The sequence below is a fragment of the Brevibacillus migulae genome, assembly GCF_004521915.1.
GTDB classification, from domain to species: domain Bacteria; phylum Bacillota; class Bacilli; order Brevibacillales; family Brevibacillaceae; genus Brevibacillus_F; species Brevibacillus_F migulae.
Genome location: NZ_SDKD01000001.1, coordinates 44395 through 65480 on the forward strand (window position 1 = coordinate 44395; position 21086 = coordinate 65480).

General features: G+C 49.2%; 24 protein-coding genes. 23 read left to right on the top strand and 1 reads right to left on the bottom strand.

Annotation, left to right across the window (positions count from 1 at the left end):
- The first annotated feature begins 17 nt into the window (after positions 1 to 17).
- Both EIZ37_RS25800 and EIZ37_RS00305 read left to right on the top strand, forming a co-directional pair.
- The gene (locus EIZ37_RS25800; RefSeq protein WP_167568558.1) at positions 18 to 815 is read left to right on the top strand and encodes an AsmA family protein; all 798 of its coding nucleotides are present in this window, start codon (positions 18 to 20) and stop codon (positions 813 to 815) included.
- Positions 700 to 1092: a phBC6A51 family helix-turn-helix protein gene (locus tag EIZ37_RS00305; protein WP_167568560.1), complete on the top strand. Its 393-nt coding sequence runs from the start codon at positions 700 to 702 to the stop codon at positions 1090 to 1092. Before EIZ37_RS25800 ends, EIZ37_RS00305 begins: the two co-directional genes overlap by 116 nt.
- Here EIZ37_RS00305 and EIZ37_RS00310 read toward each other — a convergent pair whose 3' ends face one another.
- The gene (locus tag EIZ37_RS00310) at positions 1093 to 1299 is read right to left on the bottom strand and encodes a hypothetical protein (RefSeq protein WP_134682562.1); all 207 of its coding nucleotides are present in this window, start codon (positions 1297 to 1299) and stop codon (positions 1093 to 1095) included. It lies immediately after the preceding gene.
- A gap of 115 nt (positions 1300 to 1414) precedes the next feature.
- Here EIZ37_RS00310 and EIZ37_RS00315 point away from each other — a divergent pair, with 115 nt between their 5' ends.
- The 21 genes from EIZ37_RS00315 to EIZ37_RS26285 all read left to right on the top strand — a co-directional run bounded on the left by EIZ37_RS00315 (position 1415) and on the right by EIZ37_RS26285 (position 20966).
- Complete coding sequence (locus tag EIZ37_RS00315) at positions 1415 to 2860, top strand: terminase large subunit domain-containing protein (protein WP_134682563.1); 1446 nt, start codon at positions 1415 to 1417, stop codon at positions 2858 to 2860.
- A 16-nt stretch (positions 2861 to 2876) separates the two neighbouring features.
- Positions 2877 to 3149 (top strand): DUF2829 domain-containing protein, encoded by a 273-nt coding sequence (locus EIZ37_RS00320; protein WP_134682564.1) that lies wholly within the window; start codon positions 2877 to 2879, stop codon positions 3147 to 3149.
- Positions 3146 to 3586 carry a hypothetical protein gene (locus EIZ37_RS00325; protein ID WP_235827838.1) on the top strand — a complete coding sequence of 147 codons (441 nt, stop codon included), beginning with the start codon at positions 3146 to 3148 and terminating at the stop codon, positions 3584 to 3586. The genes EIZ37_RS00320 and EIZ37_RS00325 overlap by 4 nt, the downstream gene beginning before the upstream one ends.
- Positions 3587 to 3651: 65 nt before the next feature.
- Positions 3652 to 3963, top strand: coding sequence for a hypothetical protein (locus EIZ37_RS00330; protein ID WP_134682565.1), 312 nt, complete (start codon positions 3652 to 3654; stop codon positions 3961 to 3963).
- The gene (locus EIZ37_RS25805; RefSeq protein ID WP_167568562.1) at positions 3960 to 4106 is read left to right on the top strand and encodes a hypothetical protein; all 147 of its coding nucleotides are present in this window, start codon (positions 3960 to 3962) and stop codon (positions 4104 to 4106) included. The genes EIZ37_RS00330 and EIZ37_RS25805 overlap by 4 nt, the downstream gene beginning before the upstream one ends.
- 56 nt (positions 4107 to 4162) lie before the next feature.
- Positions 4163 to 4822, top strand: coding sequence for a hypothetical protein (locus tag EIZ37_RS00335; RefSeq protein ID WP_134682566.1), 660 nt, complete (start codon positions 4163 to 4165; stop codon positions 4820 to 4822).
- The gene (locus EIZ37_RS00340) at positions 4819 to 5058 is read left to right on the top strand and encodes a hypothetical protein (protein WP_134682567.1); all 240 of its coding nucleotides are present in this window, start codon (positions 4819 to 4821) and stop codon (positions 5056 to 5058) included. Before EIZ37_RS00335 ends, EIZ37_RS00340 begins: the two co-directional genes overlap by 4 nt.
- A 30-nt stretch (positions 5059 to 5088) precedes the next feature.
- Positions 5089 to 7215 (top strand): portal protein, encoded by a 2127-nt coding sequence (locus EIZ37_RS00345; RefSeq protein ID WP_134682568.1) that lies wholly within the window; start codon positions 5089 to 5091, stop codon positions 7213 to 7215.
- Positions 7216 to 7415: 200 nt separating this feature from the next.
- On the top strand, positions 7416 to 8507 hold the full coding sequence (locus EIZ37_RS00350; RefSeq protein ID WP_134682569.1) for a hypothetical protein: 1092 nt from the start codon (positions 7416 to 7418) through the stop codon (positions 8505 to 8507).
- 16 nt (positions 8508 to 8523) lie between these two features.
- Positions 8524 to 9690: a phage major capsid protein gene (locus EIZ37_RS00355; RefSeq protein WP_134682570.1), complete on the top strand. Its 1167-nt coding sequence runs from the start codon at positions 8524 to 8526 to the stop codon at positions 9688 to 9690.
- A gap of 72 nt (positions 9691 to 9762) precedes the next feature.
- A complete protein-coding gene (locus tag EIZ37_RS00360) occupies positions 9763 to 10185 on the top strand; it encodes a hypothetical protein (RefSeq protein WP_134682571.1) in 423 nt (140 codons plus the stop codon).
- Between the two features lie 18 nt (positions 10186 to 10203).
- Positions 10204 to 10869: a phage adaptor protein gene (locus tag EIZ37_RS00365; protein WP_134682572.1), complete on the top strand. Its 666-nt coding sequence runs from the start codon at positions 10204 to 10206 to the stop codon at positions 10867 to 10869.
- A 14-nt stretch (positions 10870 to 10883) separates the two neighbouring features.
- Positions 10884 to 11276, top strand: coding sequence for a phage tail fiber protein (locus tag EIZ37_RS00370; protein ID WP_134682573.1), 393 nt, complete (start codon positions 10884 to 10886; stop codon positions 11274 to 11276).
- A gap of 17 nt (positions 11277 to 11293) precedes the next feature.
- A complete protein-coding gene (locus EIZ37_RS00375; protein ID WP_134682574.1) occupies positions 11294 to 11755 on the top strand; it encodes a hypothetical protein in 462 nt (153 codons plus the stop codon).
- On the top strand, positions 11756 to 12421 hold the full coding sequence (locus EIZ37_RS26215) for a hypothetical protein (RefSeq protein WP_205683760.1): 666 nt from the start codon (positions 11756 to 11758) through the stop codon (positions 12419 to 12421). It begins immediately after the preceding gene.
- Between the two features lie 25 nt (positions 12422 to 12446).
- Positions 12447 to 12758, top strand: coding sequence for a hypothetical protein (locus EIZ37_RS00385; protein ID WP_134682575.1), 312 nt, complete (start codon positions 12447 to 12449; stop codon positions 12756 to 12758).
- 204 nt (positions 12759 to 12962) lie between these two features.
- Positions 12963 to 15794 carry a fibronectin type III domain-containing protein gene (locus EIZ37_RS00390; RefSeq protein WP_134682576.1) on the top strand — a complete coding sequence of 944 codons (2832 nt, stop codon included), beginning with the start codon at positions 12963 to 12965 and terminating at the stop codon, positions 15792 to 15794.
- Positions 15795 to 15808: 14 nt separating this feature from the next.
- Positions 15809 to 17614, top strand: coding sequence for a carbohydrate-binding protein (locus EIZ37_RS00395; protein WP_134682577.1), 1806 nt, complete (start codon positions 15809 to 15811; stop codon positions 17612 to 17614).
- Positions 17615 to 17626: 12 nt separating this feature from the next.
- Positions 17627 to 18457, top strand: coding sequence for a hypothetical protein (locus EIZ37_RS00400; RefSeq protein WP_134682578.1), 831 nt, complete (start codon positions 17627 to 17629; stop codon positions 18455 to 18457).
- A gap of 26 nt (positions 18458 to 18483) precedes the next feature.
- Positions 18484 to 20541 carry a hypothetical protein gene (locus EIZ37_RS26605; RefSeq protein ID WP_328591335.1) on the top strand — a complete coding sequence of 686 codons (2058 nt, stop codon included), beginning with the start codon at positions 18484 to 18486 and terminating at the stop codon, positions 20539 to 20541.
- 14 nt (positions 20542 to 20555) lie between these two features.
- The gene (locus EIZ37_RS26285; RefSeq protein ID WP_328591336.1) at positions 20556 to 20966 is read left to right on the top strand and encodes a lytic transglycosylase domain-containing protein; all 411 of its coding nucleotides are present in this window, start codon (positions 20556 to 20558) and stop codon (positions 20964 to 20966) included.
- Positions 20967 to 21086 lie beyond the last annotated feature (120 nt).

Genomic DNA, 21086 nt, shown 5'->3' on the forward strand with positions numbered 1-21086 from the left:
AATAGGAGGGAAACCAAATGAAAACGTCAATCGACGGAATCGTAGTTGAGGGAACAGTCGAGGAAATATTTCAGCTGCTCAACCGGATGAAGCAGATCGAGAAGCAGAAGGAGAAAGTATCCGATCATGCACTGGATGCGCTGCGCTATGGAATACAAACGCGGATCATTGATGATTCGGGGAAAGTAAGAAAGCCTTGGGAGCGCCCCAGGGCTTCTTTTATTCCCTTGAGTGACGACCAGCTCGCCAAAGCCAGTGGCATAGCAAAGGCTCCTGTGATAGATGATCAAGACGCTCTATTCATGCCTGGGTTTGCCAAACGCATGCAGGATGCTAGAGAGCTAATCAATATCCAGGGAGAAAACGGCAATTGGAACTATGATCATTATATGCACGGCATCTACAACGGGATGGAAATGATCTTGTCAACGATTGAAGGAAGAGAGCCTAATTTTCGTAGTCCTCCAGATAAGTGGATTTCTAACGGGAAAACCACATGGGATGAGCGGTTGAAAGAAGCAAATTGGCTGCTTGAGATCCAGGGGCAGGATGGCACATGGGATGAAGATCCATTCACGCTTGGAATGTACAACGGAATGGAAGCAATTGTTGCCACTATGGAGGGAAGAGATCCTGTCTATCGGGATGAACCGAGCGAATGGGTAGGCGAGGATGAAATCGAAGAAGGGAGGAACGCACATGAGCAAGATCGAGCTAGGTTATCAACCGACGAAGGCGGAAGAAAGGCTCCTGGAAGTTCTCCTGGACCCTTCCAGCAAGACCATGACGGTTGCGGAAATATGCCAAGCGGCTGATCAAAGCAGGCAGGCATACTACAATGCGATGAAAAAGCCGGAGTTTGTCGCTCTATATGAGGCAAAATCATTTGAATTGGTTAAGCATTCCCTCGGCCCTGTCATTAACGCGGTTGTTCAAAAGGCGAAAGAAGGATCACACCAACATGCAAAGATCGTTTTGGCGATGGCAGGCATGTATTCGGAGCGGCACCAGGTGAAATCAGAAGTTGACGTGCAGGGGGAAGTGGTCCATTCCGGCTCGTTGAATATCGTGCTTGGCAATGGAAATGGATGATTACTGTTTCGATTTACGGAACAAGAGCCTAAATGCAAAGATGATAGCAGCGATAATCAAGACGAACGGCACAAGTTTGACACCGATCATCATCAGTCCGGCACCAGATGTGAAATCGAACAACCCGCTTGGGAACAATCCATAGTAAATCACGAACACAACAATGCCAATCAAGATGCTTCCTGCTACTTGTAGATTACTTCTCATAATCATTCTGTCTCCTTAGTCGTATTACCAATGATTATGTCCGTTTATCCACAGGGAAGCCACTTTTTTTGTGTATAAAATTACGACAAGTATCGACAAAAAGGGAGGGGGAATAGTGGATGTAACATGGGTAGCACAGCCACGGCAGTCTCGCTTTCTAAATGAGGTCATGGACCCTAACGGAGCGGATGAAATCCTATATGGCGGCGCAGCAGGGGGCGGGAAAACGGATGCCTTACTGATCGCCGCCATTATTTATGCCCAAAATGGCGGTCATGTGCTGTTCCTGCGCCGCACCTATGCGCAGTTGGAAGGAAAGCCTATCCCGCGAAGCAAGCAGCTCATACCGCGCTCTATGGCGACTTACAAAGAATCGAAACGCCAATGGATTTTCTTTTCTGGCGGATCGATCAAGTTTGGTTATCTGGAGAAGAAGGGCGACGAAGAAAACTATCAAGGTCATGAGTATGCGTTGATCGTTTACGACGAGTTGACACATTTTGACTTGTCTCAATACATCTACCTTCTCTCTCGTAACCGATCGACGGAAGCAAGATTCATCGCGTCCGGTCTGAAACCAAAGATCATCGCTGCAAGTAACCCTGGATCACGCGGCCATGCATGGGTAAAAGGCAGATGGATCGACGGACACGAACCGGAAGTTGTATGGGAAGCTGAAATGCCGGATGAAGTGAAAGCATCGCTCGCCGCCCAGGGATTAGCAGTAGAGCCTCGGAAACGGGTGTTCATTCCCGCTAAGCTGCAGGATAACCAAAAGCTCCTGGCAGTTGACCCGGGTTATCTGGCTCGCTTGCTTGAATTGCCGGAATCACAGCAGAAGATGCTCTTGCATGGGGAATGGGACTACTTTGAGGGCATGGCGTTCCCTGAGTGGAAGCCGGATCTGCATGTATGCAAGCCATTCCGCATACCAGAAACCTGGAGACGTTTTAGAGCGGTTGACTATGGGCAAGCCGCTCCGTTCTGCTGCCTGTGGTTTGCCGTGGACCAGGACAGCGAGATATGGGTATATCGCGAGCTGTATGGGGTCGTGCCGCATGCATCTGACCAAGCAAGCAAGATCGTTGAGCTGTCGCTGATGTTCAATGACCTGGACGAGAAAGTACCGGAGAAGATCGATTTCACGATCTTGGACTCTGCATGCTGGGCTAAGAATCAGTTCGGGGAATCTGTAGCCGAAACGTACATGAATAACGGTGTGCAAGTGTGGCAAGCAGACAAGAACCGTCTCCAGGGCAAAGCCCGCGTCCATGAATGGTTGAAGCCGATCATTGGACCGGACGGAAAACTGAAATCCCGCATTCACATATTCGATACATGCAAGAACCTGATCGAGCAGCTGTCTACGTTGCCGACAGATCCGAACAATCCGGATGACGTGGATACGGACGCTCCAGACCACGCTTACGACACGTTGCGTTATGGATTAATGTCCAGACCGCAGCCGCCTAAGCGGACGGAACCGGAAAAGACCGTCATTCAGCGTCACAAGGAACGAATCATAAAGAAAGCCAAAAACCAAACGCGTCGATGGGCGTAAATAGGAGGAAACGAGCATGAACTTCGGTCAAGCATTGGAAGCATTGAAAGATGGAAAAAAGGTAGCGAGATCTGGCTGGAACGGTAAAGGTATGTGGATTGTTCTTATGCCAGCTTTGTACCTGGAAGCAGGTATGGTCAATGGTCGCACTCGCAAACACATTGGAGAAGATAAGCCTCTCGACTCACAACCATATATCGCGATGTGGACCGCAACTGGTCAATGGCAACCAGGGTGGCTTGCGTCTCAGGCAGATATGCTTGCAGAAGATTGGCAAGTTGTAGAATGAATCCGGCACAACCGATGACAAGGGAGATCTTTGAAGGGATTCTGCGTGTCGAATTGAGTAAGGATTTTGCCAATATGAAACCTTTGCCGGAACCACCGTTAGGGAAACCTCCGGAATGGTTGCTCAAGGAAATAGAGGAGGAGAAAATGATGTCAAACGTAGTCAAGAAATACCGAAAAAAGCCGGTTGTTATAGAAGCGGTACAGGTAACACCGCATATGCGTCAAAACTTAGGGCCGTTTCCAGAATGGGCGCTCCCACACTTGAAAGGCGGACGAACGAAGGGTATCGAAAACTCTGAATGGATAAAGGTCAATACCCTAGAAGGCGAAATGAACGTGTCCGATTACGATTACCTTATTTGTGGGGTACAAGGCGAAGTGTACCCATGCAAGCCTGATATTTTCCAGGCTACATACGAAGAAGTAGAAGAATAAGATCAAGCCTCCGTCAAATGACAGGGGCTTTTTCTATAAAAAATGTGAAAGTGGAGTGATGTGAAGTGAAGATTAAACAAACGCAATTGAATCGTTACGCCAAAATCAAGTACAGCGAGATTCCTGGGACAGAAACGACAGCAGAACATCGTTCAAGGGTGGCTATGGGGTATCTGATGAAAAACGGATACGCATGTATGAACGGTCACGCGATCAATGAGATTATCAATTTGATCCGATCGCTGCGAGAATTGCGAATCGAGTACACAATGTCTGTTATTCAGCACGTTCAACAGACGAGTAACATCAGTGTAGATGGTTGTTATTACGAATTTACACTAGGTTACTTTGAAGATGATCGGGAGACGATGAAATGATTCAGACTATCACAGTCACGTACAATCCAATCACGCGAGAGCTGGCTATCAAAGAGAACGAATTCCGGACATTTGAAGCTATCGCTGTATTGGAAGCTGCCAAAGCGATGATCACGAATAACTGGTTAAAAGAGGAGGACTGAGCCGCTACGATTGTAGCGGTTTTTCCTATACAACCACACAAGAAGGAGGAAATTGCGTGAGTAAAGCGGTTTTTCAACCGAATCCATTCAAGAACCTGCCATGCGAGACGCATAATTGCCGCAAATACGCAGAGTACCTGGTTATGGGCAAAGACACGCCTCTGAGCACAGGTCACAAGCTATGCAAGGAATGCGCCAGCAACCTGATAGCGACAGCACCAGTTGAGCTGCTGCCGGAGAAAGAACAGCCGGATATTGAGTCTCTCGTAGAAGAGAGAGTAGCAGAGAGGGTAGCAGAAAGACTCAAAGAGTTTTCTTCTGCTGCTACAGTAATAACAGGATTGGAAGCTGAGGCATTGGTAGCAAACGGAGAGGCGATCCTGGTCCCTGCCTCAGAATTAGATCCGGAATTTGTCGAACTGTCTCTTGATGCAGCTGCAGAATTAAAAGTCAATGTTGACGAACAACCTCTTGTTCCTGCACAGGAAGCAGATCAGCCGCTAATTCCGGTACAAGAAACCGTTAAAGCGGTAGAAAATGTGCTGGATGCGGTACAAAACCCGCCTGAAAAGGTACAAAATCCATCTGAAACGGAACAAGCCGCCCCTGATCGCGTACCCTGCCCATACTGCAGCGGAACATTCAAAGGCGAACGCGGTTTGAAAGCCCATATCATCCAAACACACCCTGAGAAATGGGAAGGTAATGGTGGATGAGTGAAGTCATTCTCCTGCTCATTATTGTCGGATTGCTTGGATTCATCGTTTATAGCGATAACCAGCACCGAAAAGAGCGTAAAGAGCTGTATTCCCGCCTGATGGCGAGGGATCTACACGACTATTCCTTCCACAACCAGGTCACGACACCATCTGCACCAGCTCCAAAGAACTATCTCAAAGAGGCATATGATGCCCAGGCGAGAGAACGAGCGATGCAATATGTGGAGGAATAACCGATCCAGCTAGGAAGGGGGTGAAAACAGTTGGCTAATTTAATGGGTAAAGCCGTTTCGATGCTTAAAAGCCTCACAGGTGTAGGGAAGCAATTGATGCCTGGAGGATTCGGAGGAGGTCAACCACCGGATAAGATTGATTTTAGCGAGGATCTGGCGCAATTCGTGAATGCAGAGTTCGCGCGCCGACAGACCGAACGCAGGCCGTTTGAGCTGCAATGGCGTTTGAACATGGAATTTGTGAATGGAAACCAGTACCTAGAGATCAATCCGCACACGATGGCGATCGAAGAGATCCCGAAACCGTTTTGGTGGACGGAACGAGAGGTATTTAACCAGGTAGCAACAATTGCTGAGACGCGGATCAGCCGCCTAACCAGGCAAAAGCCGCTGCTTAAAACACGTCCAGCTTCCGTTGATCATGGCGATCAGTCTGCAGCTCGTATCAGTTCCATGCTTTTAGCGTCCGCTTGGCACGATCAAGAGATGGACCAGGCGTATAACGATCTGTACATTCCCTGGATGGAAGTAACGGGTACGGTATTCGTCAAAACGGTATGGAACAAGGATAAGGGCAGACTCATATTTGAGGATTCACAGCCGATCAATCCAGAGGAAGAACAAACCTCAAACGTGAATGACGCTCCGGAAAAGACACAAGTTGTCTTTAATCACGGGCAGGAAGTGATACGCGTCTATGAGGGTGACTTGGAAACGTGCATTGTCCCTCCATTCGAGATCTATCCGGATTCCTCCTGGCGTGATGATGTGAAGTTTTGCGACTCCATCATCCATGCAAGGGCGTATCACGTTGACGAGATCAAAGAAATGTATGGGCAAGTCGTGGAAGAGGAACCTGTCGATGCGATCACGCTGCAGAACATTACCAGTGGGCTTGGCGGATTGGGATACAACTCCGGATCATTCAGAAGTAGTTCTCGTCGCTTGCGTAACCACGCCATTGTAAAAGAGTATTATGAGCGTCCATCGGCTAAATACCCGCATGGGCGTTTTATTGTGGTCGCTGGAAACAAGACGCTGCATTCCGGGCCACTCCCGTACATGATCGGAGAGGATGGAAAACCAGCGTTCCCGTTCGTGCGGACCGTATCCATCAAAAAGGCAGGGTGTTTTTGGGGAGTATCTGTTGTGGAACGATGCATTCCGATCCAACGTCGATACAATGCCTTGCGTAACCGCAAAGCCGAGTATCTGAACCTGGTTGCGATCGGACAGTGGTACGAACCAGAGGGATCACTATCCGATGATACCGAACTGAACAATGCGCCTGGTAACAGAATCCGCTACAAGATGACTCCGAATGGAGGAAAGCCGGAACCAGTCCAGCACCCTAACCTTCCATCATCGTTTGAGAACGAGATCCAGACGCTATTGAGCGAATTTACAGCCGTATCCGGTGTATCTGAGCTGAGCCGCTTCTCGGAAGCTCCTAGCGGGGTGAAATCGGGTGTAGCCCTATCAATCGCAAATGAGCAGGACGATACCAGGATCGGTCTTACCGCTTCCAATATCGCGAATGCCATGCAGCAGATGGGCAAGTATTGGTTGCGCTTGTATCGTCAATTCGTCCAGGAGCCGCGTGTATTGCGTAGCGTGGGTGCAGCTCGCCTTGTAGAAGTGAAAGAATGGACCGCAAGCGATCTGAAATCCGATGACGTAATCATTGAGAACGCTTCTGCACTTGCGGAAACTCCTTCACAGCGCCGTCAAATGGTGTTCGATTTGCTTGCTCAGGGGCTATTCAATAAGCCGGAGGTCAGCAATCTATCCAACGAGGCACGACAAAAGGTATTCTCGCTTCTGCAGTATGGCGATTGGGAAAGTGGTTGGGACGATGGGACCGAGCTTCACCGAGCCAGAGCTATGCGTGAGCTTAGCCTCCTGATCGATAACGGCGTAATGCCGCAAGTGAAGTCTTATGACGATCACGATATCCATGTCACGCAGCACAACCTCATGCGTCTCCAGGCTGATTATGAGGAGATCCTTGCTACTCCGTTCGGTCCGATGATTGATCAGATCATCGAAATGCACATCGCGGAGCATAGGCAAGCTCAACAGATGATGGAGCTGCAGGAGCAAATGGCAGCGATGGCGGGAATGCCAATGCAACCAGATATAGAGGAATCACAATAGGGTAGTAAGCCAATAGGCTTCACATACAAAATCTACGACCAGGGCAAACCGTAGTTCGCCAGGGCAACCGGACCACAGATAGCGCACGACCGCCGTATTTGACTGTACAGGCGTTTTTTGTGTTGGGTCGATGGTGAATCTAGGGGGAAGGTCGTACAGCGGTCTAACGGGGCGTACAGTCGCGAAGGGAAAGAGAAAACATGGAAACGACACATAGCGTACCGCAAGTAAAGATGCTTTTGCCGCTGAACCTGCAATACTTCAACGATGGATCTGCCGGAGGAGGGGATGCTGCAGCCGCTCAACCTACACTAGACGCTCAACCTGTTCATGGAGGTGAGGCAGGGGGCGCAGGGGAGCAATCGCAACGAGTTAACCCTCTGCTTGATGGGGGCATTTGGGAAAGTGAACCCGTTTCCGATCCGGTGGTCCCGGATGGCGGAGACTTTGCCGAAGATCCGACTTTCAACCAGGAGCCACAGGTGGAATACCTGGACTTTGGAGGCAGACAGGTTCCGGTAAATGATCCGATCTTGCGCGAGCTACATGGTGATTGGAGCGAGTTAAATCGTTCTTTCCACCTGGTAAACCAACGTGCGCAGCAAGCGGAAATGCAAGCACAGCAAATGTACCAAATGATGCAGCAATTCATGCAGCAGCAACAACAGGTACAACAGCAGCCGCAACAACCGCAGCTAACACCGGAACAGATCCAACAGCAGAACCAGGCGTTTCTGGATCGTTTGTGGGAAGATCCGCTCAACACGATCAACGAGCATACGCAGAAAGTGGTTCAGCAAGCGTTAGAGCAACAACGTGCGGAAATCTTGGGCGAAGTGTCTCCGATCATTGAGGAGCGCAAATTCAATCAGTCCGTACAGGCATTAGAAGCTCGATATGGTGAGTCGATCAATCCGTATGCGGATACGATGGCGGAAATCCTCCAGGCGAATCCACACCTGGAACAGTTGCCGAATGCAATGGAAACTCTTTATCTCATGGCAAAGGGCCAAATGGCGAATCAAATCGTACAGCAAGTACCGCGCAGCGTAGATGATATTCTCGCGAATCCTCAATGGAGAGAGCAGATCCTACAGAATCAGCAAGTGAGAGATCAGATCGTTCGTGGTTACGTGCAAAACGTGCAGCAGAAACAAACCCAAGCGCCTCCGACTATCGGACAAGCAGGGGCAGGCTTGGCACAAGCGCCAATTGTGCCGCCTAACAAGCCAAAAACCATCCAAGAGGGCGGGAAAGCCTTCCGTGAATGGATGAAAACCCAACAACAATAGGAGCGTGAATTGATCGATGGCAATTTTGAATCTGACGCGTGCTAACCAAGCACTCAAACTTTTCTACCTGGATGGACTCCGCGAGCAGCTGAACTACGCAAGCCCGATCCTTTCCGTGATCGAGCGTGATTCGGAGAATGTATTCGGTGATAAGATCGTAATGGCACTGCGTTACGGACGTAACGGCGGTATCGGAAACCGCGCCGATGATGGCGACTTGCCAACTGCTAACAGCCGCAAAACAAAGCAAGCACAGTGGGATACCAAAAACATTTTTGCTCGTATCCAAATCACTGACAAAACCATGCGTGCTTCCCGTTCTAACGAAGGTGCATTCGTGAGCTTGCTTGAGGCTGATCTGGAAGATGCGCAAAACGATGCGAAGGATAACCTGGCTCGCCAAGTATTCGGCGATGGCAAAGGTAAGCTCGCAACAACCGCAGCTACAGCTGCTTCTGCTACTGTACAAGTAGACAACGCTCAATACCTGTTTGAAGGTATGATCGTTGACGTTGTGAATCCTGCTGATGGCGTGGTGAAACACTCCGGTCTGGAGATCCTGGAAGTGGATGATCAATCCGCTACACCATCCGTAAAATTGAGTGCACCTGTCACTACTGACGCAGACGATATCCTGGTTGTATCCGGTAACTACGGTTTGGAGTTGACTGGTTTCGGCGCTGTATTCACGCCAGATAACACTCTGTACAACATCAACCGCGCACAAAACAAATGGTTCAACCCAATTGTGAAACCAATCGGCGGTGAAATCTCCGAGATCGGCATCCAAGAGCTGATTGACGAGGCAGAACGTCGCGCGGGTGGCAAGATTGACTTCCTCTCCAGCTCTTATGGTGTTCGTCGTGGCTACCAAAACTTGCTGCTGGCTACCAAACAGATCGTAGAAGTAATGGATCTCAAAGGCGGTTACAAAGTTCTGAGCTACAACGGCATGCCATTCTCCGTGGATAAATACAATCCCAAAGGTACTTTGTACGGTTTGGACACATCCACTTGGAAGCAATACCAGCTCATGGACTTCGACTGGTTGGAAGAGGATGGTGCAGTATTGTCCCGCGTAGCGAATAAAGCTGCCTGGGAGGCAGTTCTCGCGAAATACGCGGATCTTGGCTGCTCCAAACCACGCGGAAACTTCATCGCAACAGGAATCGTTGAACACTAATATTCTCGTGGTAAAAGGATGGGGATCGATCTTTACGATTGATCCCCGTTTTTTTGTATGGAGGGAAATCGGATGAATACGTTTTTCAGACATGAGGTGCAAACACGCCTGGTAGAAAAGCCGGAATGCTCGCCTGTATTCACCAGCACGTTACGCATCCCTGAGAGATTGCGAGAGTACGATCCGAATCTCTTTATCTTGTTCAATAACAAGACCGAACGCTTTGAGATCCACAGCTTGACAGATCGCTCGTTGATTGGTGGTACGGTCCTTCCGTATAAATCCTTGGACGCTCGTACGCTCGACTACGTGAAGCGTAACGATATCCGCGCTAGAGGGGAAGCGATCTTTAAAGAGTTGGAGGAACACGAAAGAAAAATGGAGAAGCAGCGCAAACGAGACTTTAGCAATTGGGTGGAGGCTGTCGGCAAGGAAACCCGCAAAGAATTTGCGCTCAGCTCTCTCGGTCTGGATCACATGAAAACCGTTTACTAACGGGGAAGGAGGGACCGAATGGCAAGCCTGGGCGAATTGATCCTACGGGCCAAGTATCTAATCAACGTGGAAGTAGATACAGCGGACATTGTGATGATGTTCAATGAGTGTTCGGAGGCGATTGCCGATGTAGCTGGCTACGCGAAGATGGCGGAGGCGAATTACATAAGCTCGCAGCCGATTGTGACACTCCCTATCGATCTAGTGGACATAGCCGAGCTAAAGATCAAGCCAAACGGGAAGCATTTCACACGGATGCTTTCAGTTGGCGTTGTGCAGCCGCATGATTCCTACGAGGATAGCCCGTTATCCGACTACGGACCATTCTATTACGAGTGGTTCGGGAACACGGTAGAGATCCGACCACAGCCCGCTAGCGATGGTCTTTTGCAGATTCGATACTATGCCACGCTGCCAAAATTCCTGCCGCCAACAGAATTTGATGGCGGAGAGGAAGATCCGGCATTCCTGGCACAGATTCCGACTCTACACGCACGATACCATCGGATCTATCCGCTATATGCAGCCGCGCGCCATGCGCAGCATTGGAAGGATTCGGAGCAGGAAAAAGCGGATCTATACAACGATTACCTGGAAGTCCGGAATGACCTGGAGCAAGACACGCAAAAGGTCAAGATTCGGGCGCGATCAAAAACGGTCTACCGGACACATGACTTTATCTAAAGGGGTGAATACGCATGTCAGCGATGACCGACTACCTTGAAAATAAGCTGATCAACCACGTTCTGCGCGGTCAAGCATACACACCCCCTACAGCTATCTATGTAGCATTGTTCACAACGGCTACTACAGAAGCGGGAGGAGGTACAGAGGTAACGTCCGTTGGGTCTGGATACACCCGCATGCAAGTGGTGTTTACGGACTCCACAGCGGGGGCTACTTCCAATACCGCAGATATTATATTCCCCGTAGCGCTTTCTGATTGGGGAACGATCGTAGATGTCGCCTTGTTTGATGCACAAACAGGAGGGAACATGCTGTTCCACGGTCCGGCGACCGTAGCGAAGCCTATTCAATCTGGCGACCAATACGTACTCCGAGCAGGAGAGATTGATCTTACCGGAGATTAAGCAGGAGGGTAAGCCTTATGTTAAATCGTCGGTATGGCACAAGGATGTATAACGACTCGGGGATCAAACAAGGATCGGCTATCTTTTACGGATTCTTTGGTACAACGTTCAAAGCAAACGGGAAATTAGCCGCTTCGTGCAGCTTTAACATGCGGATTACACTCGGTGCGAAACCGACAGCGGTGAAAGTTGGATCGACTTCACTTCCGATGACTGCCGAAATGACAGCGAATCCGGTCCGACTGCGGTTTGGTGAGGGCGTGAATTATCCGTTCTCAGTCGTTATGAACATTGAACCGAATGCGATTATGTCCGGTCAATCGAATTTACCGATCTCAATGAACATGGCAGCCAATCCGTTCTTGTTCCATTGGGGCAAACAAACAGATCCATACCTGGAACAGTGGCAAGATGAACCGAATCCAGGATCGATATGGAGAGATGTAAATCAACAGCAGAAAGATTGGAGGTCGAATTGATTGCCTCGTCTACAAACAGCGAATAACGCGCAGACAACCCTAACGGCTTCCCTGACAGCTGCAGCAACATCATTTACGGTGACGAATGCAGCATCATTTCCGAATGCTCCGTTTCGCATAACAATCGACGGCGAGATCATGGAAGTGGGCGCGATCAACAAGAGTACGAATACTTTCTCTAGTGTTCAACGGGGATTAGAAGGAACCACAGCAGCCACTCATAATGCAGGGGCGTTCGTGGAGAATCGATTCACGTCCGGCACATATGGCGAGCTTGTTGATTCTTCCCAGCTCTCCAACTATGCGCTGAAAACTGACAAAAAAACCGTTCGATTTGGTCACACATATGCGATCCCTGGAGATATAAAAGTGGCATCTGGAGATACGGATTATATCATTCCGTTCTTTGTATCGCTTGCGTCTGGACAAACCGCAAAGTTTGCCAAAGTAAGAGCGCGAATCAACTCCGGTACGAGCGTAACGTGTTACATCAAGAGAAACGGCGCGGATATGTTTGGTCCCGCCAACGTCACACAAACCGCTACTGATTGGGATGTGACAGACGTTGATTTATCCAACAACGACATGCTGCAGCTCGTCGTTACAGCCGTATCCGGATCTCCTAAGAATTTGTCATTCACCATCTTTATCGATTACACCCAATAAAACCATCGAAAAGGGGATGTTTTGAATGATTATCGAGGCTACTAACTGGCAAGCTCAATTGAAAGATGGTTCCAGACTGCGCGGCGGGCAATCAAATCTCATGTATTACGATGTGAATGTTGGCGCTGTTCCTATCGATCAGATGATCATTTTTTCTGTAGGGCACAACACCGGATGTTTTACGTATTATGTTCCGACAAAGACCTGGTACTACGATGGCAAGGTAACAGACTTTGCTTATCAAAAGCAGTTTTCTATGTACGATGGCAGCATTCTCACGGTTGACATTGACAAAGAAACCGGATTGCTGAATCTGACGCAAGCGTTTCCGGAATAGTCTCCAGATAAAACCCGATCATAGGGGGTGCAACGTTTGAGTAACATTATGTCATTTACGAAACCGGATAACACTATCCGGTACGATTCGACCCTCGGAATCCTGGTTGCCGATAACGGAACGTCTCGAAGCGAGTTTCACCCTATCGGAAACAGAGTGGTGTATAAATCTAGCGGCAGAACGGTAGAATGGCGACCTACTGCCATGATGTTTGTAGACGAAAATGGTTTTGAGGACCAAGTGTATACCGTGAAAGATGCGGTCATGGAATACAAGGGGAACAAACTCAAAATCAATCGTCCCATGCCGGACATTGATGATTCCTTTATCGTTGAGGATGATCATCTAAAACATGCAATCCTGATACAAAGCTGGCAGCGCGATCCGGTCCCGTTTCTTTCGGGCCGGATCGATTTTGTCATTAGCGGGGAATTGCGTATCGATCCGGATCTCCAGGTGCATGCAGATGGTATGAACATCGTCGGTCCGTTTGAAACGGATGGAGATATTAAGATTTACGATGGTGATCGCCTGGTATTTACCCTTCCGAAAATCGTAGCGTATGACTCCAACATGCCAGATCGTTCGGAAATGCATGGACGATACCGCGTGAAGAGTAACGAAGATGGTTTGCTTGCGTTCGATATCGTTATGGATAATGCCTGGGTAGGATCTGACGAGCGTGTTTATCCGATCTTGATTGACCCTACTGTCGTTACCAATGGTATTTCCGCGACTATTCAAGCCAACGGCGGAAGAAAGCTCATTCGCATGAGCAACGGGTGGTTAATTGCCTCCAACGCCTACTCAAACAGCACTCAGTTTAGGCTTTTTGTATCGAAGGATGGCGGAGTCAACTGGTCGCAATTATGTTATTACACCGTGTCAGGAGGGTACACACTAAGCGATCATGCAATAGCGAGTGTCGGCAACAAGATCCACTGGATTGTCAGTTACAGCAACGGATCGATTGAAGCCTGGGAGATCGACGCAACAACACAGACCAACACGAACATTTCCGGCGATTTTGCAACTAAAAGGAAATATTACTACCAAGAGTATAGTTACCCTCCAAGCGGGGTTTCCATTACCTACGATGGAATAAACGCTCTGCACGTAGCGTTTTGTAAGAACATTGGAACATACTCCAACTCTGCAAACGTATTTTATTTGAAAGCGACAGTGGACGCGAACGGGTCAGCAACGTATGGTCAGCAAGTTCAAGTGACAAATAACAATAATAACATGCAACAAAACACAAATCCGACCATCGTTTTTGCAAATGGCGAACCTGTTATTATAGCTGAATACTATTACGGATCGTCAGTCCACAACATCAATGTTTTTAAGCAAAGCGGATTACCTAACCAGACAGTAAATGGATGGTTTACTAAGGTTGTTTATGCAGGTGGAAACTACGCACAGAGCTTCCCATGCGCTGTTTTAGACTCTGCAGGAACTATTCACTTGGTATGGCACAGCCTGGAGGGCAATGATCAAGGCGGAAACGTAAGGTACTCCAAATCAACAGACTATGGAGTCAACTGGTCAACATCCGAAAAACTTACTAGCGGTGTAGGCACAACAGGCTCATACCCATCCATTGGATTAACCAGTGACAACAAGCCTGTTGTTCTTTTCTTCACCACGTTCAACGAGCAGTACGAGCAGATTTACCGATTAATGTTCAATGGTACTTCCTGGAGTGCTGCTACTCGTTTGACGAACGAACAAGCGTCTCAAAGAAGTCCAAGCCTTATGGAAAAGGATTCAGGAGGCGTTTTTGGTTACGTATGGATGGACTTTGGTTCCTCGGCATTGAAATACGAAACTGTTTTCGATAATCCAACGACTCCTGTTGTAACAGCTCCCAATGGAGGAGAAACGATAGATGCTCAATATACTGTAGCGTGGACCGCTTCCGGATTGCCGTCATCGCCTGTAATGGGTATTACTACAGGAATGACCAACCAAGATACCGTTGCGACTCCTACTGTTAATTCAAAAGTTGGTCAAACGATTACAGTTGATCAGGACGGTTATATCACCCGCGTCGAAATGTATGGAAGGTGCGCAGCCGCTTCTGTAACAATGACTATCGAGGGCGTTGATGCAAATGGATACCCAGATGGAGTGGTGAAAGCGTCTGCAACTGTAGAAACAGACTCCTCTAATGCATATAGGGGATTCCTTCTAAGTACACCATTAGCGGTTACAGCAGGGCAAAAACTAGCTATTTGTATGCAGTCTCCTACTCACACCATTGTGCTTGTGGGATCTAATGTAGACTGGTATCTAGGTGGGAAAGCATTCAACGTTAATGTGGGTTTTATGACAGGTGACGTATGTACGCGGATCTACTATGATCAGGCGAATCTATCTTACCTTAGAACGTTGCCGACTATCCCGAATAGCGGAGTATTAAGTTCTGGATCAAGACTAGGACAAACATTCACCGTTACCAAAAATCGCCCGATCAAAAAGATCAGGTTGAAATTTGATGCCAAGGGATTAGCTAGAACCGTACGATTGTGCAACGTGACTAACGGGTATGGCGGGAATACAATCTACGCCTCACAAGATGTCAGGATCGACGCTGAAGGATACGTAACGCTTGATTTAAGCAATAATCCGTTAACGTTTCCGGTTGGAACAGTGTTAGCTGCGGAAGTAACGTCTTCCGGTGACGCTAATATCATCGGGTCGAGCGGAAACCTTTATTCCGGAGGCAACTTGTACTACGGAACAAACATAGACGCAAATGTTGATGCTTGGTTAGAAGTCGGTTATGACGAAGGTTCTAATGCGAAATATCAGGTTCAGTTATCGACCAACGGCAAGGGATCTTGGAAGGACTTGATTGCTCTGACGGCTGCTGGAGTCACTTCTTACCTTTACGATTTTAGTGCGGAGCCTGAGACTAACCAGGCATTTGTCCGTGTTCGTGGTTACGATGGACAGGCTTATAGCCCGTGGGATGAATCGAATGCTGCCTTTGCGATCCAACACAGAAAAGGCTATCAAATGATGCTATAAAGGGGGGGAAACCGATGCAATTGCCTCCACTAATCCGAACGGGATTTGTGAGCGGGATCAAGTCTCTCCTTGATCCAACCGCAATTCCTCCCGATTCTCTCTCAGAGGCCCGTAACGTCCGAAGTGACGAAGCGGGCATTTTGCGTATTCGGAGGGGAAGCGAGACGTTACCAGGTCTTGATCTCGGGGTGGGACCTATCCAGGAGGCGGAGAGTGCCTTTAACAAGATACTCGCGATCTGGAATCGTAACATTTACCTGGTAAACGATAACGAAACACATACACAGATCGGTTCAGATCTCGTCGGAAAGACAGCGAATGACGAGGCGTGTGTGATCCGCTGGTCAAGAAGTGGGGCGGAGATCGCCTATATCTTCGCTGGCAACGGGGTAATCGAGACGAATGGAACAACAAGTAAGCTATCGGTCCCATACGTCCCAGCGTCTGGAGAGACTCCTAACCTTCTTCTCAACGCTAATATCGGGAATGCCTGGGCAGCTACAACCGCTTATACCGTAGGCGCGAAAGTCTACGCGAACGGCAATGTCTATGAGTGTACGGTAGCGGGTACGTCCGGCACGACAGCGCCAAGCGGCACGGGAACAGCTATTGTCGATGGCACAGTTACCTGGAAGTATCTCTATCCGCTCCAGGACGTTACAACTGGTCCTGCACGATGCAAGTTTGGCGTGCTCCGCGCTTCCTTGTCACAACGGATTGCCCTAGCTGGAGATCCGCAGTCGCCAAACACGGTGTACCTGTCTGCTCCCCTTGACGCGACTTACTATCCATCAGAGCAGGTTTTGCAATTGCCCGATGATGGTTCGAAGATCATCGGTCTTGCAAACTGGTACAACTCCCTGGTGATTTTCCGCGATCGAGACATATGGGCGATGTTCGGGAGTGATCTCACTGATCCAAGCGCCAGTCTCGTCCTCCAGGATGCCTCGATGGGGTGCGTCTCTCGTCGTAGTATCGCGAACGTTCCAGGTGTGGGGATCGTGTTCCTGGGAACCGATAACGTGTATGCGCTCCAGGGCGTGACCGCGATTGAGAACCAGCAAAAGGCTGTGCCGCTCGGAGACGATATCCGAAAGCAGTTGAAAGTGGCGATGGCGGACTACGCGAATGAATCGGTAGCGATCTACTATGACCGTGAGTATCGATTGTGCTTCCCGAAAGCGATCAAAGAGGACCGAGTATTCCGGTTGAATCTCCAAAACGGACCCAACTGGTATATTGATTCGGGGCCGCGCTCCACCCGCTATTTCATTGATAAAGGGAAATTGTACGGGGCGACATTGGGATTCGGAAAGCTGCACACGTTCACGGAAGGACTCCTGGACGATGATATGGGCATACCGTTCTATGTGGCATTCCGCAGGGAGGATCTGCAATACGGTCCGTCCCGTTTGAAACGACTGTTCATCTACGCTATGTCCAAGGGACGAGAGGCGAATACGTCGATCTTCTACATGGGAACCCCCTTTAACGTGCAAATGTTCAATGAAGGGGATGATCCGGACGTAACGATCATGAGCGGTACGGATCAAGATCTCAGCATCAGCGTGGTTTATGACGGTGAAGTATTCGACGTTGATCAAGTGAATGTGAAGGTAGGGAAAGATACGTTCCTGGAACTGGAACAAAGCGAGCCGATCCACATTTATGAAGTGGTGTTCAAGCCGCAACTGAAATGTAACTTCGTACAGATCCGTATCAATGCGAATGTGCCTGGACAGGATATCGCTATTTTGGGCTACGGCTTAGAATACAGTACCCGCGGTCGCATTCATGGAAGATCCAATAAAAGCGAATAGGAGTGGTACACATTGAATTTCAAGCCGCAGCAACAAAATGCAAGGACCGTACAACGGCAAACTGTAGGGCAACCGCAAAACTTCGGAGCTGGCGTACCGACAAACGTTAGCCTGGGCGGGCGCACAAAAATGACTGGAAGCGTTCCGGCTCGCGATGAAAACCGCGTCTCCGTACAGGGCAGCCAATTTCTCAAAGATCCAGGCGCACCTTCTAGCAACATGAGAACACAGGTGCAACCCGTTTCCCCGAAACAGGTACAGCCTCCGATCAATACCGATCGTTTTCGTACAGCACAACCAGCTCAGCCAATGGTCCAGGGGCGCATGCAAACAACAAGACCGTTTAACGATGAACGGATGGTTAATCAACCGGATCTTTTGAAGAGTCAACCGACCAACCAAATGCGGATCATGCCATACCAACCAACACGACCAGTCAACGACGAGCGTATGACCGCGCCTGGTGACTTTATGAAGTCTCAACCAGGCGGACAGTCCAGATATCTCCCCTACAGACCAACCGCGCCAAATGGCGGCGCAGGGGCGTTCCCTGGAGGTATTCCAGCGGATCAAATGCTCAGACAACCAACTGACCAAATGCGCTACCTTCCATATCAGCCAACCGCACCAAACGGAAACACGGGTATCGCTGGCGGCAGACAAATGGAAATGCCACAGCGAAACCCTTACATTCCTGCGAACGGGAATACCGGAATTGCTGGAGGACTGCAGCCACAAGTGATTGGGAATCAAGCGGCAGCAAATCCTCAGCTTTCACAACTGCAGCAATTAATGCAACTGTATCGACGTGGACAAGGTTATAACAATCTCAGCCCGCGCTAAACCACAAAAACGAGGTGAAATCATAAATGTCAATCTTCGGTGGAACGACTGACCGTGAAAAAGACGGCCACTATGTCGGGGGACGTAAACTGACGCAAGAAGAAAGCGATGCAAGATACGCAGAAAAAGGCGGCAACATGGGATCTCTCTTGAAAGAAAGAGCGAAAGCGGATCGTCTTGGCTATGATTCTGTGGAAGAAATGCACTACCAGGAGCGCAAAGATCCAGAGGATCGAAAAAGCTCCACAAAGCCGAAAACGAGTGGGACAGTCGGCAATAAACCTACCACTACTACCACATCCCCTAAACTATCTACACAGGTGATGCCAAAAACTACGACAGGCGGATTGACTCCGAATCCTACCTACACGCCTGGAAAAACCGTGGATCTCAGCGGATTGAAAAACGCTATCGGCTCTCGTCCAACGCAATATATGAATCTCGGAGAGTACAAAAACTATATTGACCGTATCGCGAATGCGGGCGGTGCTGATGTTGCTGTTGATCCGGCACGATTCCAAACCACTACACACTTGGCGGATCTGTTAAAGCAGATGAATGAAGTGCTGGCTCCGCAGACTCAGGCGCAGAAGAACGCGGCAACGTCCAGCTTCAACCAGGCGATGCAAGCGAACGACAGCAAATGGGCGGCTCGCGGACTTGGTGCCTCCGGTGCTGCAGCTGCAGAGGCGAGAGCAGGGGCAAATGCACTGGCTGGTCAGATGGCTGGTATCGAGGCAGATCAACAAGCAGTAGCCGCGCAACTCGGATTGAACTACGCGGATCTTGGATTGCGTGAGTCCGATCAACGTTTCAACCAACAGCAGTCCAACCGCCAATTTGATTTGAATCGCGCTACTGGTGCTGCGTCCGGTTACATGGACGGTCTGACCTTCCAAGAGCAGCAGCTCCAAAACTATCTGAATAACTTGAAAGACGTTACTGGTATGGAAATGGGGCAGAATCAATGGTCGCAAGAGTTTGGTCTGGAACGACAACAGGCTGACTTCGGCAGATGGTTGGATTCCAGCCGATTCTATGAGGATCAACGTCAATTCGATGAAAATATGGATCAAAGGAAATACGAGTACGATAAGGACCTGGATTTCCGTTATGACGATCTGGATTTCCGGCGCGATTCTTTTGATCGGGAATATGATTACCGAGATTCTGAGCTGGATCAACGTCGATACGAATACGACAACGATATGGATCAGCGGCAGTACGAGTACGACAACGACTACCGCTTGCGCGAAGGAGAATTGACAGGGATCTACAACCCGTATTCAGCTGGAAGTGGAGGCGCGAGATACGCAATGTCCGCATCTGGATCACCAGCCGGCATGTCTACAATGAGTGCTTCCGGTGCAGCGAATACAAAAGGATTGATCAACAACCTTTTGAATTTGAAAAAGCAAGCTAACCAGGCATCGGCAAGCGGAGCCACGCCACAGCAGATGGCGGCATTCAAGGCGCAAGGAGACGCGATTCGCCAAGAGTTAGCACTAAATGGCGTGGACCCTTCCCTCTACGGATCGAACGTGACGTATGACCAAGCTCTGCAGAATCTCGCGTCAACAGGTGGAGGAGGAATTCAGACTCTAGCAATGCGTGATTTCCTTGCGGGCAGACAAGACCGCGCATTCGATGAACTGATGCGACAAAACGAGTATGAACAAGACGTACTCAACTCCAACCGCAATTACCAACTGGATCAGGCTCGCTATAACCAGGATGTTATCAATTCCGGTTACGACAACCGATACAAAGAATCGGGAATCCGCGATAGAGAGTTTGAACGGAATTCTCAAATCGCTACAAATGGCTATATGTCCTCTGTCCTTTCCCTGGGCAGCCGTGATGAAGCGCTGGATTACATCGCGAAATACGGTGGTAGCATGGCGAATGATGGTGCAGACGTGATGGCGATCATGGATGCGGTAGAACGTCGATGGGGCGGAATGAGTGAAAAAGAAAAAGTCGCTTTGCAAAATGCAATCCTGGAAGGGCAATTGAAACAGCAGCGTCTCCAGGAAGAACAAGGGACCAGCAGCGGATCTTTCTGGAATAGCTCGGGGGAGTAGGTAGCCTGAAAGGAGTGCCGCAATCCTATCAGGCTCCGATTTCTAAAGCGGCTCAGGCAGTCGGCATCGATCCGAAGTTTATCGCTGCGATGATGAAGCAAGAATCCAGCTACAATGTGAACGCGAAAAGTCACGCTGGCGCTTCCGGTCTGATGCAGCTCATGCCAGCTACAGCTAAATCCCTGGGCGTAACGGATATCTACGATCCCGAGCAGAATATCATGGGAGGCGCAAAGTACATCAAGCAGCAGCTTGATCGATTCGGATCGAGAGAGCTTGCGCTTGCCGCGTACAACGCTGGTCCTGGACGGGTTCAGAAAGCGATTCAACAAGCAGGAACGAATGATTGGAATGTCGTTAAAAGATACCTACCAGCCGAGACACAGAACTATGTGCCGAAGGTGTTGGGGAACTACGCAACATAGGAGGAATCGGAATGCCATTTGACTCTAAAGGACGGTGGTACGATCCAAACCTGGAACCATTCAAAATGGATCGTAGATACCAGGCGAAAAGATCGTACCTTGAGGGAGAATGGTCATATT